This is a genomic window from Lapidilactobacillus wuchangensis, from assembly GCF_003946645.1.
GTDB lineage: Bacteria > Bacillota > Bacilli > Lactobacillales > Lactobacillaceae > Lapidilactobacillus > Lapidilactobacillus wuchangensis.
In genome coordinates this window covers 39,832-56,934 of record NZ_RHOU01000010.1, presented here as the reverse complement: position 1 = coordinate 56,934, position 17,103 = coordinate 39,832, and the positions used below count along the sequence as shown (strand labels likewise).

The 17,103-nt window shown below is 42.9% G+C and carries 15 protein-coding genes; 5 read left to right on the top strand and 10 right to left on the bottom strand.

The genetic code is table 11. From position 1 onward, the window contains the following. The first annotated feature begins 18 nt into the window (after positions 1-18). Entirely contained in the window at positions 19-234 is a 216-nt protein-coding gene (locus EKM82_RS08720; protein ID WP_125768098.1) for a DUF3923 family protein, read from the top strand. A 102-nt stretch (positions 235-336) separates the two neighbouring features. On the opposite strand, the gene EKM82_RS08715 is transcribed toward EKM82_RS08720, so the two are convergent. The 5 genes from EKM82_RS08715 to EKM82_RS08695 all read right to left on the bottom strand — a co-directional run bounded on the left by EKM82_RS08715 (position 337) and on the right by EKM82_RS08695 (position 6,350). Then, positions 337-1,104 carry an ABC transporter ATP-binding protein gene (locus EKM82_RS08715; protein ID WP_125768096.1) on the bottom strand — a complete coding sequence of 256 codons (768 nt, stop codon included), beginning with the start codon at positions 1,102-1,104 and terminating at the stop codon, positions 337-339. Continuing rightward, entirely contained in the window at positions 1,104-2,114 is a 1,011-nt protein-coding gene (locus tag EKM82_RS08710; protein WP_125768094.1) for a taurine ABC transporter substrate-binding protein, read from the bottom strand. The genes EKM82_RS08715 and EKM82_RS08710 overlap by 1 nt, the downstream gene beginning before the upstream one ends. After that, positions 2,111-2,875, bottom strand: a complete 765-nt coding sequence (locus tag EKM82_RS08705; protein ID WP_225419700.1) for an ABC transporter permease — start codon at positions 2,873-2,875, stop codon at positions 2,111-2,113. The genes EKM82_RS08710 and EKM82_RS08705 overlap by 4 nt, the downstream gene beginning before the upstream one ends. A 31-nt stretch (positions 2,876-2,906) precedes the next feature. Then, on the bottom strand, positions 2,907-4,610 hold the full coding sequence (locus EKM82_RS08700; RefSeq protein ID WP_125768090.1) for an FAD-dependent oxidoreductase: 1,704 nt from the start codon (positions 4,608-4,610) through the stop codon (positions 2,907-2,909). Between the two features lie 474 nt (positions 4,611-5,084). Further along, complete coding sequence (locus EKM82_RS08695) at positions 5,085-6,350, bottom strand: YeeE/YedE family protein (RefSeq protein ID WP_125768088.1); 1,266 nt, start codon at positions 6,348-6,350, stop codon at positions 5,085-5,087. Positions 6,351-6,670: 320 nt separating this feature from the next. Here EKM82_RS08695 and EKM82_RS08690 point away from each other — a divergent pair, with 320 nt between their 5' ends. Further along, positions 6,671-7,504 (top strand): LysR family transcriptional regulator, encoded by an 834-nt coding sequence (locus EKM82_RS08690; RefSeq protein WP_125768086.1) that lies wholly within the window; start codon positions 6,671-6,673, stop codon positions 7,502-7,504. A gap of 1 nt (position 7,505) precedes the next feature. Here the strand turns inward: EKM82_RS08690 and EKM82_RS08685 are convergent, their stop codons facing one another. From EKM82_RS08685 to EKM82_RS08675, 3 genes are all read right to left on the bottom strand, one after another. Then, on the bottom strand, positions 7,506-10,064 hold the full coding sequence (locus EKM82_RS08685) for an ABC transporter permease (protein ID WP_125768084.1): 2,559 nt from the start codon (positions 10,062-10,064) through the stop codon (positions 7,506-7,508). Between the two features lie 5 nt (positions 10,065-10,069). After that, positions 10,070-10,774 (bottom strand): ABC transporter ATP-binding protein, encoded by a 705-nt coding sequence (locus EKM82_RS08680; RefSeq protein ID WP_125768082.1) that lies wholly within the window; start codon positions 10,772-10,774, stop codon positions 10,070-10,072. A gap of 846 nt (positions 10,775-11,620) precedes the next feature. After that, positions 11,621-12,100, bottom strand: coding sequence for a glutathione peroxidase (locus EKM82_RS08675; RefSeq protein WP_125768080.1), 480 nt, complete (start codon positions 12,098-12,100; stop codon positions 11,621-11,623). Positions 12,101-12,310: 210 nt separating this feature from the next. Here EKM82_RS08675 and EKM82_RS08670 point away from each other — a divergent pair, with 210 nt between their 5' ends. Together EKM82_RS08670 and EKM82_RS08665 are read left to right on the top strand one after the other, a co-directional pair. After that, the gene (locus tag EKM82_RS08670; protein ID WP_225419699.1) at positions 12,311-13,291 is read left to right on the top strand and encodes a serine hydrolase; all 981 of its coding nucleotides are present in this window, start codon (positions 12,311-12,313) and stop codon (positions 13,289-13,291) included. 594 nt (positions 13,292-13,885) lie between these two features. Continuing rightward, complete coding sequence (locus tag EKM82_RS08665) at positions 13,886-14,422, top strand: GNAT family N-acetyltransferase (protein ID WP_164508192.1); 537 nt, start codon at positions 13,886-13,888, stop codon at positions 14,420-14,422. A 33-nt stretch (positions 14,423-14,455) separates the two neighbouring features. On the opposite strand, the gene EKM82_RS08660 is transcribed toward EKM82_RS08665, so the two are convergent. Beyond that, positions 14,456-15,115, bottom strand: a complete 660-nt coding sequence (locus tag EKM82_RS08660) for an alpha/beta fold hydrolase (protein WP_125768076.1) — start codon at positions 15,113-15,115, stop codon at positions 14,456-14,458. A gap of 105 nt (positions 15,116-15,220) precedes the next feature. Between EKM82_RS08660 and EKM82_RS08655 the strand changes: the two genes are divergently transcribed. Continuing rightward, positions 15,221-15,463 carry a hypothetical protein gene (locus EKM82_RS08655; RefSeq protein WP_125768074.1) on the top strand — a complete coding sequence of 81 codons (243 nt, stop codon included), beginning with the start codon at positions 15,221-15,223 and terminating at the stop codon, positions 15,461-15,463. Here EKM82_RS08655 and EKM82_RS08650 read toward each other — a convergent pair. Continuing rightward, positions 15,429-16,328, bottom strand: coding sequence for a glycosyltransferase family 2 protein (locus tag EKM82_RS08650; RefSeq protein ID WP_125768072.1), 900 nt, complete (start codon positions 16,326-16,328; stop codon positions 15,429-15,431). The two genes, EKM82_RS08655 and EKM82_RS08650, sit on opposite strands and share 35 nt — an antisense overlap. Positions 16,329-17,103 lie beyond the last annotated feature (775 nt).

The window sequence follows — 17,103 nt, the reverse complement described above, 5'->3', positions numbered from 1 at the left end:
TTAGATGGAGGAATCGTTTTGAAACGAAAAACATTTTGGTGGCTCAATGGTCTTGGCGCCTTAATTTTGTTAATTTTAGCAGTTGTTGTCTTAATTCGCCGCACTGATGGCTCAGGTTACCCTGAAACCATCGTTACGCAAAGTATCGCGCTGGCAATTATTGCTGTGATTGCATTGGTAGTGATTGCCGTCGAATTAATTGTTACTTATATTCATAAGAAGCACCGCCAATAAAAGTTATTAAACGCTAATTTTGCTATCACATCTACTCAAAAAAACTCGTTAACACTGCCGATTTTAATCAGTGTCAACGAGTTTTTTATTATTAGCGAAAATTTATTCTGCAGCAGTTTCATTAATTACCTGCAAAATCTCATGTCGCAATTGCATTGCTGCGGGTTCAATCAAGGGGCTGGCCAATTCATCTGCAGTCATTCCTTGGCAGGGATTGTCATAGATTTTAACAATTTTATGTGCTTGCTTGCTCATCACAGCAATCCGAGAACCACAGCGCAGAGCCTCAGTTAGGTCGTGCGTGATCAACAACATGCTAACTTGTTCGCGCCGCCAAATATCTAGAATTAGTTGCTGCATTTTCTGGCGAGTAAAAGCGTCCAGAGCACCAAAAGGTTCATCTAACAATAACAATGGCGGTTGTGGTGCTAGTGCGCGGGCAATGGCTACACGCTGGCGCATACCACCAGATAGTGCAAAAATTGGTCGCTGCGCTTGAGCCTGTAAATCGATCAATTGCAACAGTTGCTGCACGCGTTGGTCAATTTTTGCAACTGGTTGACTAGCTGCCCGCAAACCAAAGGCAACATTTTGAGCCACATTTAGCCATGGATAAAGGGAAGCATTCTGAAAAACTACACCACGGTCACTCCCCGGTGCGGTAATTTCACGGGTGGCCATTTGTAATTCACCTGTATGCGGAATAAAACCGGCAATCGCCTTTAAAATAGTACTTTTGCCACAACCAGATGGCCCAACTAGCGCTAAAATTTCTTGTTGCTCAATCGTAAAATCCGTCGCTGCTACAATCGGATCAGCTGTAGTGGCATAACGTAAACTAAGTTGAGTCGCAGTGACTAAAGCTGACATTAGGACAAGCCACCTTTCCAAATAAACTGATCAAATTGCTTTAAAGTTGGTGCCTGACTGATTGTTTGTTGTCGCGCCATAAAAACACCCGTTTGCTGCATTTCTTTAACGAACTGGCCAACTGTGACTTGAGTACCCAAATATTTTGGCGAAAACTCGGCCGATAAGCCCGGCCAACTTGTTCCGTTCATTTGCAACTTAGCTTCAGCCACACTAATGCCTGTTTGCTTAGCCGCAGCGCGCACGGTTTTCGCATAATCAGTTTGACGCAGTTGATGGGCACGATTGAGAACTTCAATAAATCGCTGAGTAAGTTGTGGTTGTTGTTGGGCAAATTCCTGCCGAACCAAGGTAATGTTCCCCGTGGAATTACCAGTTTTTGCTAAGGCGGCACTGTCTACTAAAACGTCAGACTCAGGTAATAGCTGCGATAAAGTTGGCTGCCAAGTATACGCTGCATCAATATTGCCACGTTGCCAAGCTGCGACGATATTCTGGGTATCTAAATCAAGCAAGGTGACCTGATCACGAATTCCAGCTTGTTCTAGGGCAACCATTAAACTGTAATGTGCCGTCGAAGCAAAGGGCGTGGCAATTTTCTTACCAATTAAATCATGAATCGACTTAATACCACAATTTTTACGCACAACTAGGGCCTCATTAGCGCCACAAATTTCGTTGATCCAACAAAGTTGCACCGGTATGCCAGCCGCCAAGGCGACCACACCATTAGTATCACCCATCGTCGCAAAATCAACCCCGCCAGCCAGCAATGCCTTATTAGCATCAACGCCAGAATCAAAGGTAATGAATTTAACTCTTTGTTTAGGAAAGGCCGCCTGAAAATAACCTAATTGCCGCGCCACGGCGACGTCATTAGGTGTATTTAAAACACCGATGCGGATTTCATTAGGTACTTCTGTCGTGGCCTTTGACTGACAGCCGCCTAAAAAAATGCCCACAATGAGTAATCCTAATAACTGGATAAAGCGTCTCAGTTTTCTCATCATTGATGTCCCTTCCAGAAAACAACCGCATTTTCTAGACGACGCAAACCCCAATCCAGCAACAGACCTAAGCCACCTAAAATTAGGATACCTAAGAACATCACACTACTTTTTAAATATTTGGAAGCGTCAATGACCATCCAGCCGATTCCCGACGTTGACGCCACCATTTCGGCGGCAACCAATGTTGAGAAAGAAACACCTACTGCCGTGCGAATACCTGTGAACAAACTTGGTAAGGACCCAGGAAAAATCACCCAGCGAAAGATTTGACTTTTCGAAGCGCCAAGAGACTGGGCACTGAGTTGATAATCCTGGTTTAGATTATGAACCCCTTCAACCCCAGCCAAATAAATCGGAGCGAAAGCGGCTAAATACAGCAAAATGATTTTCGAAGATTCGCCAATTCCAAACCAGAGAATTAATAACGTATAGTAAGCCAATGGCGGAATCGGTCGATAAAATTGAATCAGCGAATCAACCAGACCATTAACTGTCGCTGACATTCCTGAGGCCAATCCCAAAGGTACTGCCGTCACAATTGCCAAAATGATGGCACTAAATAAACGCAATAAAGTAATCCCTAAGTGCTGCCAAAAAGGAATCCCATTATACCCTTGACGCAAAATACCAACGAAGGTCCGCCAAACTTCTTCAGGTGCGGGAAACAAAATTGCTGAGACTAAGTGCAATCGTGTGACCAGTTCCCAAACAATCAGTAAAATCAGCCAAACTAAGATTGTTAATCGTCGTTTTTTAGCCACCACTTAGCCCCTCCTTTTTTGACTTTAATTGTTATAGTAAATCAAAACGATAATTGGTGACAATTGGTTGCCGTTCAGTGACTTGATCTTGGAAATATTCGTATTCACATAAACCTAAGAATGAACCGACAATATTATAAACATTGTGATAGCCCAGATTGCCTAATGCGCGCACCATGTTATAGCTACGTTGGCTGGACAGGCAGTGAATATAAACCGGCTGGTCAGTAGGAATTTCATCTAAACGCTGGCGGAATTCACTTAGCGGAATATTGACGGCATTAATGATATGGCCTGCCGCATATTCATCTGGTTCACGAGCGTCAATAATGAAAGCCTTCTTCTCAACCAACTTACGAACTTCTGTCAACGGTACTTGTTCATACTCACCATTTAAAATGTTTTCAGCAACTAAAGCAGCCATATTAACCGCGTTTTTAGCGGTGCTAAACCAAGGTGAGTAACAAACTTCTAGATGCGTTAAATCAGAGATTTTACCATGCATCGTGATCATCGTGGCCACAATATCAATTTGCTTGTCGACATCGGACTTTCCTAACGCCTGAGCCCCTAACACTTCACCACTCGGATAAGCAAAGACTAGTTTCAAATAAAGTGGTGTTGCATCAGGCATTAAACCAACGCGACTCTTAGGAATTACCATTGCTGAGCGGAAATCAATCCCCTCTTTTTGACATTGGTGTTCAGTTAAACCCGTTGAAGCCACATTTAAATCGAAAATATGAATCGCGGCTGAACCAATCACGCCTTGATTTTGAATCGGTCGACCATACATATGATCAACGGCATCTCGTGCTTCCATCTGCGCTGGGAAAGCCAAAGCCAAGCGTGTTTTCTTGCGCGTTAACATATGGGTTATTTCAATGGCATCGCCCACCGCATAAATATTAGGAATTGACGTCTGATAATGTTGATCAACAGCGATGCCACCAGTTAAACCGAGCTTACAGCCAATTTTAGTTGCTAATTCTGTCTCCGGAGCCACACCAATAGCGACAATCACCGCCTGAGCAGGCACTTCACGACCAGATCCTAGAATCGCTTTATCAGCAGTAATTTCTGCCAAACCTTCTTTAACAATCACATCAACGCCGTGATCATAAAGTTCTTTATGAACTAATTGGGCAAAATCCTCATCAATCGTCCCCATAACATGATCAGCGGCCTCGATCAATGAAATATGACGTCCGGTATGAGCTAAGTTCTCACACATTTCAAGGCCAATAAAACCACCACCAACAATTGCCACATCAGTCGCATGATTGACTTCAAGAAACGTATGAATTTTCTTAATATCAACCACATTGCGCACAGTGAAAACATTGTCGCGATTAATTCCCTTGATGCAGGCAGGAGCTACCGGCTTCGCACCTGGTGACAATACCAGTTCGTCATAATTAACTTGTTTCATTTCACCAGTTTGTGTTTGCTTAACAGACACAATCTTAGCCGCTGGATCAACAGCGACTACTTCTGAGTTGACCTGGGCATCAATGTTGTATTGCTTCTCAAATTGTTCTGGTGACATCATCACCAAATCATCTGCGTCGTCAATTAACCCACCTAAATAATAGGGTAAAGAACAGTTAGAAAAGGACACATGTGGTCCGCGCTCAAACATGGTAATCTTCGCAGTTTCATCTAACCGCCGTGCCCGTGCTGCTGCAGAAGCACCTCCAGCAACACCACCAACAATAACAATCTTCTTAGACATAAAATTAACCTCCTAGTTCAGAGTGTGAGGGGCTGCGGGTAGCTGGCGTAGGATAACTTCGAATATTTTGATGAGCGGTGCTAACCGATCATCGAAATATTTAAGTTATCCATAGCAAGCTGCAGACCCGAACACGTTTCAATAGAGTGTGAGGAGTAGCGGTAGTTGGCGTAGCGTAACTTCAAATATTTTGATGAGCGGTGCCAACCGATCATTGAAATATTTAAGTTAGGCATAGACAACTGCTGCTCCGAACACGTTTCAGTAAAAACTCATCATGATTTAACTCTTTCCATAACATGTACTAATAACTTTAAAAATATTAGTTAAGGTGATCAAACAGAATTGTGTCTGACTGCATTTCGGGCTGCTTGTCGTGGAACGCTGCCGTTACTATGCTAGGAAACGGTTTAGATTAAGCTAGTTCACATTTTTGAAAACAATCACGATTTTTCCGTCAATTTCAATCGCGCTCTAAGCATAAAGAACTTTAGAAAGTCGATTACCAATAATTCCGCCAAGAACTAAAACAATTAAGAAAATCCAACCTGACAGTGAGAATTCGGCAATTGGGCTATATAATGCACCAACATTGCAGCCATTCGCTAGTCGCGTGCCAAAGCCCATCGTAAAGCCACCCAGTGCATACAAGGCAGTACTTTTTACTGTCAAACTTGGCACTGCATGCATCGTTTCTTTAAACAAACCAGAAGTTAAAATAAAAATGGCTGCACCTAAGAAAATACCGAAATCTTGAACAGTCATTGGATTGCTTAGCCAGCTGCCAGTGAAGACCGCCGCTTCTTGATGCGTAAACGCCGCTAAGCTAGCACCCGAGACGCCAAAAGTATGCAATACTTTACCAAACCAGAAACCATAAGGCGTTGATGCGCCCCAACCGGATTTAGTAATTGCCATCATTAAGACAAACATCATTGTCAAGCCAATTGCGCCTTGCTTTAACGTCCATGGTCGTACGAAAAGTGCATCATACGTATCGCCACTGTGTAATTCGAATTTTGCCACATCAGTTTGCTTAGGCATGTCTTGAGCGCGTTCCGAAAGTACGCCAGTGTATGTGCCACTGTTATGACGTTTTTTCTCATAACGGAAAGCCAAGTATGTGACCAAGGCACAGAAAATACCAGTCACGATCACCGCTCCCAAGTAACCGTTTAAAATACCGCCTTTAAACCAATCTGGAATAAACACACCCTGCGCAAATTTTGCACCAGTAGCTGATGTAAACCAAGATTTTGTAACCCAAGATTGCGTCGCTTGCAATGGAAAGCCCATAAATACTCCAATTGTGAAGAAAATCAACGTAATGCCGGCTCGTGGCAAATCAGTGGCCAAGTCTGTCATAACCCCAGAGGCACAACAAGATGAAAAAGCCATGCCAAAACCGAATAATAACCCGCCTAAAATCAAACCCAAATTAATTGGATTGATCCATAATCCATACTTGGCAATATCTGGTTCCAATACTAAGAAACCGGCTACGGCCACCGAAGTAATAAAAAACATAAACATTAAAGTTCGCATTAATTTAGTCGAGCCAGTGTTGTAAGCCCGATTAACACTACCGGCAAAACCAGTATATGATCTTGATAAAATGTAACCCAAAGCTAATCCAAAAATTAAACGAATATAATGCATGTTACTTGGTAAAATAAATGGTGCGACAATTAAGAGAACTGCTAATAATGCAAAACCCAAAACGCGATCAAGATGTTTCATCTCGCCATCCCTTTCTCCCTAAAACAATAGTTAATCAAAAATAAGACCAATGAGTTGTTCAGCTGAAGATATCTCGGTTTTAGCTTAGCATAAATAATATTAATGTTTTCTCGACAGCATGTGAATTAAGACTAAAATTAATTGTGAATAATTTTCAAATAAACGGCATAATTGTCAAATTAGTCAACATCGCAGCATAAGTATCATTGTTGTATCCCGATATTTTGATTAATTTTCAAATATTTTATTTCACAATAAATTCGTGATATTATTTTACTATATGCATACATAAATGATTTTTATAATGAGGTGTTAGACTGATGTTTCAAGATTTAACTGTCTTTCAAAAAGTATACGAAACCCGTTCAATCACTAAGGCGGCCAAGGATCTTTACGTGACCCAGCCTAATGTTTCGATTCAAATCAAAAAGCTTGAAGAAAGCCTTGGCGTGCAACTATTTATTCGTAATGGTAATAAGGGGCTCGTCCCTACTGATAATGCCAATCGTTTCTATCGTGACTCACAAATTATCTTACAAAATTGGGAGAACTCACTGAACCACCTCGTACGTAGCCACCACAGCAAGCGGATTCGCTGTGTCATTGGTGTTTCACCGACAACTTCTTTATTTGTGCTACCGAAACTAATGGAGAATCTTCAAAGCTATTTTGATGAGTTTGATTTTGAGATAATTACTGCCGACTCTGAAGATATCTTAGAAGAAATTATGAAGCACGAAATCGCCTTTGGTATTCTAGAAAAACCATTTGCGGCGCAACAAGTTGAACAGATGGCTTTTGCCTCTGACGAATTAGTCCTTGCTGGCGATCTTGAAAGTCAAGAGTGGCTGATTGCTGGTGCCGGTTCAACCCAACGCGAATATACTGAACGTTATTTTAATGAGCACCATCTACGTCCAACCCATTTACTCAAGGTTAACGACGACAATTTAATTGCGAAATTAGTTAATCTCCGAATTGGCAAGGCAATTGTTTCCAAACGCTCAATTGTGGACACACTGCTGCCTTATCAACAATTATCCCCAGATTTTCGCCGAGAATTTTATCTGCTTAATCCTAAGATTGCCACTTCAACCGAAGTTCAGAAACTAATTAATCGAATCAAAACGCTACTCCCACAATTTCATTATTAAACTAATCGTTGGCCTTCAGCGCACTGATCATGTCAACTTTCCGTAAATGTCGATGCGTGACCAACATGACGATCAGCGTAAAGACCACGGTCATCCCCATTGCCGTTAAATAACCGGTCAAACTAATCGCCAATGGGAAAATCACTTGTTCAGTTTCCGCCTGACGCAAAATAAAGCGCGTCAGTAAATTACCAAAACCCAGACCGATCACAATACCCATGATTGTTAACAGCACATTCTCCCGCGCGACGTACAAGGTCACTTCCCGGTCAAAAAAGCCGAGGACCTTAATCGTTGACAGCTCACGAATGCGCTCTGAAACATTAATATTGGTCAAATTATATAAAACAATAAAGGTCAACAATCCCGACAACACAATAAAAATTACCACAATCAATTGCAACATTTGCGTTTGTTGATCCACGGCCCGCTTTTGCGTGGACAAGAAATTGGTGTTAACGACTTGCTTAGTGGCCAGTACTTTTTTGGCCAGCGCATTTTCTTGATTAACTGTGAGTTGCTGGGTCTTCACTAGCCAAGTCTTTGCAACTGGCGGTGTCTTGAACTGTTGTTGATAATAATGATTCGTCAAATAAATAAAGTGCCCAGCATAATTGGTGGTAATGCCAGTGACCTTCACAGTAACTGGCTGTTGGTTATCAGTCGTTAATTTCAAAGTGGACCCTGCTTGAACGCCTAACAATTCAGCGGCTTTCTCGCTCAGAACGGCGCCATGATCATTTAGCGGCGTCGACAAATGAATGAACGGTGCCAAAGCCTGCTGATTTTTCACTGCGTACAGCGTCACTTCGTTCACTCGCTTAGTTTGATGTGCTAGTTTGACCATTTCGGCCGTAACTGGCACACGCTGTTTCACTTTGGTATCAGCCGCAAGAATTTGCGCCACTTGACTTGTTTGAGCAGCATCTTTAAAAGTGAAGGCAGCCTGATAAGTCAGCACTTGACTGAACTGGCTTTGACCAGAGTGGTCAATCGAATCACGAATACCAAAACCGGTCAGAATCAAGCCAGTACCACCAGCAATTCCTAAAATGCCCATCCACATCCGCGCTTTATAGCGGAACAAATTTCGATAACTGACTTTTTGATTAAAGCTGAGCCGACGCCACAAGGGTGTTATACGCTCTAACAGAATTTTCTTGCCAGCTTTCGGCGCTCGTGGCAATAGCAGTGTTGCTGGAACGGCGCGTAATTCGCGCTGAATGCTAAATAAAACCGCTCCTAAAGTTGAGAACAAAGCTAAGCCAGCCGCAATTGCGAAGGTCGGCCAATCCCAAACCAAATTCGTTGCAGGAATGCTGAATTGATTCTGCATCATTTTGAAAACAATCCGCGGTAACGTCTGACTGCCAAGCACACCACCTAAAACCGTGCCTAATAAAGCGGCAATAATCGCATACCACCAATAACTTTGGCTGATTTCTCCTTTGGTATAGCCCAGCGCCTTCAACGCCCCAATTTGGTTGCGATCCTCTTCGACCATGCGCGTCATCGTTGTGAAAGTCACCAAAATTGCAATCAAGAAGAAGAACATTGGAAAGACATTAGCAATCGCCATAATGCGTTCCGCCAGTTCACCGTACGTACTAAAGCCGCTATCATCATGACGCGTCGTCTGATAATAAGTCGTTTTGGCTTGTTGCTTAACTTGCTTGGTCGCCTGTGCTAATTGTTGCGCTTGTTGGTCAAGCGTAGCTAATTGGCTGGCTGCTTGAGCTGCTGGTAATTGTTGCAATTGGGCTTTTGCTGCTGCCAATTGCGCTTGTTGTAAGGCAATTTTGGCGAGACCAGACGCTGCTAAATCTGTTGTTCGTTGCGTCTGTAATTTTTTAAATAGCGGGGCTAATTGATTTAACCGCTGCTTAACCTTAGTTTGATAATTAGATTGGAAAGGATTTAAGCTAGCTAATTTGGGAAAACGCAAGTAGACTCGCGTGGCAACTTTGCTCGTGAAATTGGCCGTGGTCACATAGGCAAAATGATTAATTGTGCCATCGCCAATCGTGGTCGTTCCCCGCGAAGTTTTATTTAAATACAGTGGTGACGCCACAAAGCCAACAATTTTGAAAGTTGTCCGCGCCAGGCCAGTCGTTTTTTGCAGTTGATACGTTTGTCCTAGGCGATAACCAGCTCGCTTAGCTTCGGCGTCAAGAACCACTTCTTGAGCAGTTTTCGGTAAGCGTCCTTGGGTCACTTGCAACTGATTTAATGTCTTAGGCAACGAAAGTAAGGCCACCGTTTGATTATTTTTAGTCGTTAGAGCCGTTAGATTCTGGCCAGCTTCGACTTGTAATTGTGGCTGATCTTGTAATTTTTTCACGTCGGTGGTACTGAAGCCAGTTGTGCTGATCAGTTGGACATCACTTGCTTGTTGGCGCTGCAAGTAGACTTCGGCGTGTTGATATAAATCGGGGCCACTGGATTTGATGCCCACAAATAATAAAACGCCTAATAAAATAATTAAGACGATTGCCAAAAAACGGCCTAAATTATTCTGAATTTGGCGTTGCAATCGTTTGAATTGTAATTTCTGTTTCATGGCCATCACCATTCAATCTCAGCAATTGGCGTCGGCTGTTCGTTACGGACAATCTTGCGAACTTTAGCATCATTAATATAAATCACTTGATCGGCCATTGGCGCTAACGCCGCGTTGTGCGTAATGATCACGACAGTCTGACCTTGCTGATGACTGGCATCTTGGAGCAACTGTAAAACCTGTTTGCCCGTTTGATAATCTAAAGCGCCGGTTGGTTCATCAGCCAATAATAACTTGGGATTTTTCGCTAAAGCTCGGGCAATAGCCACACGCTGCTGTTCGCCACCAGATAATTGAGCCGGGAAATTATCTAAGCGATCCTGTAGCCCCACTTGCCGAAGAATCTGTTCAGGATCCAGGGCGTTTGGCGCCACCGCCGTCGCTAATTCGACATTTTCTAAAGCGGTCAGATTAGGAATCAAATTGTAGAATTGAAACACAAAGCCCACATCAGTACGTCGATATGCCGTTAATTGTCGCTCATTAAATTGGGCAATGTCAGTGCCGTCAACAATAATTTGCCCAGCAGATGGTTGATCCATGCCGCCAAGAATGTTCAAAACAGTCGACTTGCCCGCACCACTGGGACCCAAAATAACCACCAACTCACCTTGATTAATTGCAAAATTAAGATGATCATTGGCGACAATCAGGCTGGCGCCCATTTGATATTGTTTAACTTCATTAATGACTTCAATGTATGCTGCCATGTGCGACTCCTTCGTGCAACTATTTACTTATATTATAGCTGAATCAGCTGGCAAAAAGCTGATTGGACGTACTAATCTTCAAATTTGCTTAATCATTATGACGACTCACTATGTGTATCGCACATAGTGTTGATTATTTAGAATCGATGTTTTAAAACAGTAAAACCTAGTGAAGGTGTTGAAGCGGAATTGCGTCTGACTGCATTCCGGGCTTGCTGGTTGTGGAACGCGGCCGGCATCGATTTGAGCTTATTGCTCCGCAACAATCTCAAATACGAGCCTTATACTAAGCGATAAATCGCTAAGTATAATTTGGCGGCTGACAACCACGCCCTCCATTCCGTCTGGAGTTGAGTTAGTGCACTGCACAGTTTTTAGTGTTTAAGGCAGTGTTGGCGGGATTCAGAACTCACTTCAATTTGTGATAATAATTAAAAGAGCAAACAAATAACCCGATTAACGATTTCTAGTTTTATTCCAGAAAACTTGCCAATTGGGTTATTTGTTTACAATATTTTTCTGTAGTGGTTAACAATCCTTGTAATTTACACGGAGAATTGTGGAATAACTGGTACCTACACTTACCTGAATTGTCTAACAATCAAACAAATCTAAAATGGCACGGCCTAGCTCAAAACGCAGTGAAGGCCGACGGGTTGTCAGCCGCCAAATTCTTCTTGATGGCGCTAGCCATTTAGAAGAAGGCCTGTATTGGAGACTTTCATTAGAAAGGCTTCAATCAGCGTCGGCAGCGTTCCACAACCCGCCGGCCGTAACGGAGTTGTCCGTTATTCTGCCTAAAACCGATTATAGATTCAAATCGAAGACCATTTTACCAAGCCTTAATTAATCCTCATTCAGTACTCGCTCAATTGCTGGCACCATTGCTTCGGGCTTCACCTTAGTATCAAACCGTTCGACAACATTGCCTTGACGATCTACCAGAAACTTCGTGAAGTTCCATTTGATCCGACCCGTGATTTCAGCAGCCGTGTCATGCGTCAAATAATCAAATAACGGTTGCGCCTTGCTGCCGTTGACATTGCCAATTTCATGCATTGGGAACGTGACGCCGTATGTCGTTCGACAAGCTTGCTCGGCATCAGCGCTATCTTTTAATTCTTGTTTGAATTGATTGGACGGAAAGCCTAAGACCATCAATCCCTGCTTAGCATAAGTCGCATAAAGCTTTTGAAGATCCGCAAATTGTGGCGAGTAACCACATTTCGTTGCGGTGTTAACAATGACGATGGCTTGACCGCGATATTTAGCTAAAGAATAAGTCTCACCATTCGCCAACTGAACTTCATAATCATAAATAGACACGATACCGCCTCCTTGGTTGTCATTATACTAATTAATCGTCAGTAAACGAATAAATAAGCTCAAGTTTCACGGTTAACTAATCGTGTAAAAATTGAATTGTGACGTTTCTTAGACATTTTCAATAATTATCATGAATTTGAGTATAAATATGCTAAGATGAGCATTATCATGTCTAGACAAGTAGTCGACAAAATAGCGGAGGCGTAGCAAGTGAAGCGGTTATTATCTAAAAAATGGTTAATGACTCTGAGTAGTGTTCTAACATTATTAATTATTTTTCTGATGGTGGGTATTCAAACTGGTGTCATTCATGGTCAAACCATTGGTAATTTAATCCGGACACCGCAAGCCAAGACTAGTACTGACGCGAATACTGTTCATCAAGATACAGCTGCGCTAAAAACAATTACCAACAACCCTAAATTGACTGTGACTATGAAACAACAGGCGATTCAAACCAGTCTGCAAAAGTACCTCGATCAAGTTGGCGCTGATGGCAATGTTGCCGTTAGCTTTTATAATCTGGCGCCATTGGCCGGTTCTGACGCTGCTAATGCCAACGACGCGTCAATTTACGCTGAAGGTAAATTGGCGGCCAATGTCAATGGTGCCGATCGTCGCGTGGCGGCCAGCACCTACAAACTTTTCATTAGTGCCTATCTCTTCGACCAAATCGCCACCGGCAACCGCACTTGGACCGATGACGATGAGACAGGCTTCACCGAAATGATTGTTGATAGTGCCAACGATTATTCTGAGTCACAACTGGCCGATTATGGTGCTGACACTTTGAACGCCTATTATCAACAATTAGGCTGGGGCGCAGTTTTCAGTAATGATGATGATCCGGCAGCAACAAGCACCAACGATTTAATCGCCCTTTTGAAAAAGTTACAATCCGGCACTGCACCTTTTACCCAATCAATCTACCGTGAAAAACTCCTCGACGATATGGCCAGCCAAGTTTATCGTGACGGCATCCCCGCAGCAGTTGCTAGCCTAACTCCAGAAGCTACTGTCCAAGACAAAGTTGGCTGGTATGAAGATTATAATAACGACGCGGCAATTGTCACCTTGCCAAATGGTCAGCGTTACTTGCTGGCTATTATGACGAAGGGCGTTGGTTACATGGACTTTTCCGAAGTCGCTACCATTGCCCAAAAAGTTCAACAAATTGTTTATGGCAATTAATGGCGCGTTGCTCTCAGAAAGGTTCAAAGCCCTTAGTGAAGGCGATAAAACAGAATTGCGTCTGACTGCATTGCGGGCTTGCTGGTTGTGGAACGCGGCCGACGCTGATTGAAGCCTTTTTTCAAAAGTCTTCAATACAGGTCTTATTGTAAGTGCTAAAGCACCAACAATAATTTGGCGGCTGACAACCACGCCCTCCATTCCGTCTGGAGTTGAAGTGGTTCACTTCACTTTGGCTAGATGTTAAGGCAACTGTAGCGGGTTAAATCTGCTTGATTTAAATTGAGCTGACAGCTTAAAGTGATCTTAGCAATCTTGACTAACCACATCTCATTTGTTTTGAAAGATCGTCAGTTAGACTTAATAAGTTGTTACCAGCGATTATTCAAATCAGCGGTGAGCAATTCAACTATTCAATCTAGGCAGGGGCCCAGCGATTGGCGTCAGCTGTGAAATTATTCTTAGCAATTTATTGCTTAGAATAAGCCTCGTATTTGAGATTGTTGCGCTAGCAATAAGCTCAAATCGATGGCCACAGCGTTCCACGCCCATAAAATCGCTGGGCCCCTGCCGTTCTCAACTAAGGAGATAATGATGCAAATTAGACCAATGGTACAAAGTGATGCCGCTGCTGTCGCCCGGATTCATGTGGCAAGTTGGCACCAAACTTATCAAAACCTGTTACCAGCCAGCGTGATCGAGCAGCATTCATATGACCAGCGACTGCAATTATGGCAACAAATTTATCAACAAGCTGGAGCGCTAGTCGCCATCGACGCCAGCCAAGAAATCGTTGGCTTCATTACCGGCGGGGCGCAACATACAGCAGCGCTGCAACCAACTGCACCAGGTGAAATTTATGCGATTTACTTGGACCCACGCCAGCAAAAACACGGGGTCGGCCGCTTACTCTGGCAAGCCAAGCTTCAACAATTGCGCCAACAACAGTTATTGCCCTTGACCGTAACCTGTTTAGCGACTAATCGCCAAGCGCTAGGTTTTTATCATCATTTAGGTGGCGTCGATTTTAAAAACGGCAGCTATCAGACTGCGGGTCAGAATTTTGCAACCAAGATCTTAATTTTTCGCGAAAAAAAAGCAGGACCAAAAGTTCACTCAGTTTTGAAGTGAGGTAACTTTTAGAACTGCTTTTTTATATTTCATTTATTCTTCAGCAAACTTACGAATGATCGGCAGCAATTTGAAACTATTGACCACGTAGCTGCCATGCGATTCTTTTGGCAAAATCATTAACTGGCAATTGGGAATTTGATCAGAAATATAACGGGTATGACTGATTTTCACGGAATCTTTCTCACCAGCCATCACTAAAGTTGGCACGGTAATCCGCTGTAGATCAGTCTGCGTAATGTTCGGCTCGGTATTGAGAATCCGCAATTCCGGCCGTCGTGACCAAAGATGCAAATTCCAATAGTAGAAACGCTCGGCGCTATGTAAGCCGTTGGGATTGAGATTGGCCCCACTGACCATTAATCTGCCTAATAAATCCGGATGCTGGCTGGCAATCAGTAAACCAATAATACCACCGTCACTAAAACCGTACAGCAGTGGCTTTTCCAAACCTAATTGGTGAATAAAATCAACCACGTCATTGGCCATATCCTGATAATGTAATTCATGGACCGGCGCGCTTTTCCCTTGGCCACGATTATCCAAGGCGAAAACTTGATAATAGGCACTTAAAGTTGGCACCAATTTGTCAAAAATTTGATGACTTTCACCATTGCCATGTAACAAAATTAGTGGTTGGCCTTGACCACTCTGCACGTAATAAATTGTTGTATGATTAACGTTAATTTCCATCGTACTACCACTTTCTCCTATTCCCGGAAAAACCGCGAAATTAAGTGTTATTTTTAGTTGTTTAGCAGTTTAACCGCTATAATTTAAGTAAAGGAGCTGATTAATATGTCTGAAGATGTCTTTTTTAACCCTGGTGATTCCATTGCTAATGCTCATGACTTTGCAGCTGCTCAACGGAGTGCCGAAATCTTTAAGGAACGTAACGTTTTACAATCGCCGTTGATTATTGTTGAAGACGCCACTCAAGAAAACTCATTTGCGGTTTATTTTGAGAAAGATGCCCATCAACAAGATGTTGACAATGCCCCGGTGATTAAATATCACGTACGCGATCGTCTAAATCCGTAATTTTCGAAGTTAATTCATTGGCAGCTTGCAACGCCCGCCGTCGTTGTCGCCGTGCTTTGCGACGGGCTAATTGTTGAGCTGTCTTTTTTTGTGAGGTCATAGATGACACAGTCTTACTTTTAGCGCGATTTAATTCTTGAAAAATCCGATAATTAGCAACAAAATTGTCCGGTACTTTTTGCAAATCGAAACCATGAATAATACTGTCAGAACGCTGCACGTAATGATATAACGGCTGCGTGTCGAAATAGAACCGTTCGCAAAGATTGGCATATTGAACATTAAATAGCTGATCTTCCATTAAACCAATATGAATGTCAAACTGGAGATTATTGGTGCGAATCACGTCAATCAAATAGCCCTTATTCCACGTGTAACCGCGAACGCTACCGCCCAATTTTAAAATCCGACCAATTGCTTCCTTACGTGTTAAAATACCAGATTCTTCTTTCGTGGCGGCGCTTCGATGCGGTGGATCGATGGCGTAACCGCAAATTACCATATCTGGCTGATACTGCCGAAAAGCCGTCGCCATATATTCGATATAGCGATGCTCGACCCAATCATCCCCATCAAGAAACGTCAGAAAATCACCCTTAACAAAGGTCATCCCGAAATTTCGAGCGGCCGAAATACCTTGATTCTCTTGACGATGAACTTCAACACGCGAATCAACCTCAGCCCAATGAGCCAAATGCTGCGGCGTCTGATCAGTCGAACCATCATCAATAATGATGATCTGCAATTGACGATAAGATTGATTTAAAATACTTTTAACAGCCCGATCAATATACTTCTCTAAATTATAAATCGGCATTATAACGCTAAATAACGGGGTAATCGCCATTGATATCCTGCCTTTCAATTCCTAACCTCAATTATATACGACAAATAACTAAACTACTAGTTACAGAGTGTGAGAGGTGCCGGGCTTTTGGCGTAGGGTAATTTCAAATATCTGATTGAGCGGTGCTAACCGATCGAGCAGATATTTAAATTAGCCATAGCCATTTGGCACCTCGAACACGTTTCAACCAAGTTGTGACAGGTGCCGGGTAGACTGTGTAGTGTAATTTCAATTATTTGCTTGAGCTGGTGCAACCAGATCGAGTGAATAATTAAATTACACCTAGCAGTCTGGCACCTCGAACACGTTTCAGCAAGTTGTGATAGGTGCCGGCTTTTGGCGTAAGGGATTTAAATTGAAAATGTGACCCAATTTGAATGCTAAACGCAATCCCACAATATTGCCTTGAACACTAACAAGAATAAAGTGTGCCAACTCAACTCCAGACGGCGTGGAGGGATCTTGGCGTCAGCCGCCAAATTATTGTTGGTGCTTTAGCACTTACAATAAGACTTGTATCTGAGACAATTTGGTTTGTAATTGGCTCAGATCAACGTCGGCCGCGTTCCACGCCAAGCAGCCCGGAACAGAGTCAGACTCAATTCTGTTTTCAACTCTCACCCTAAATTTACGTCACAAGACAGCCAGATTGCTAACCAAAGACATTATATTCAGTCGTCAACTAGACAGCTTTTCCATTTGTCTCCGAATAAATTCTACTGTAGCCATGATCTCAGTTGATGATTGCTGACAATTCTAAAGTTACGGCCGCAAATACGATTACATATCCATC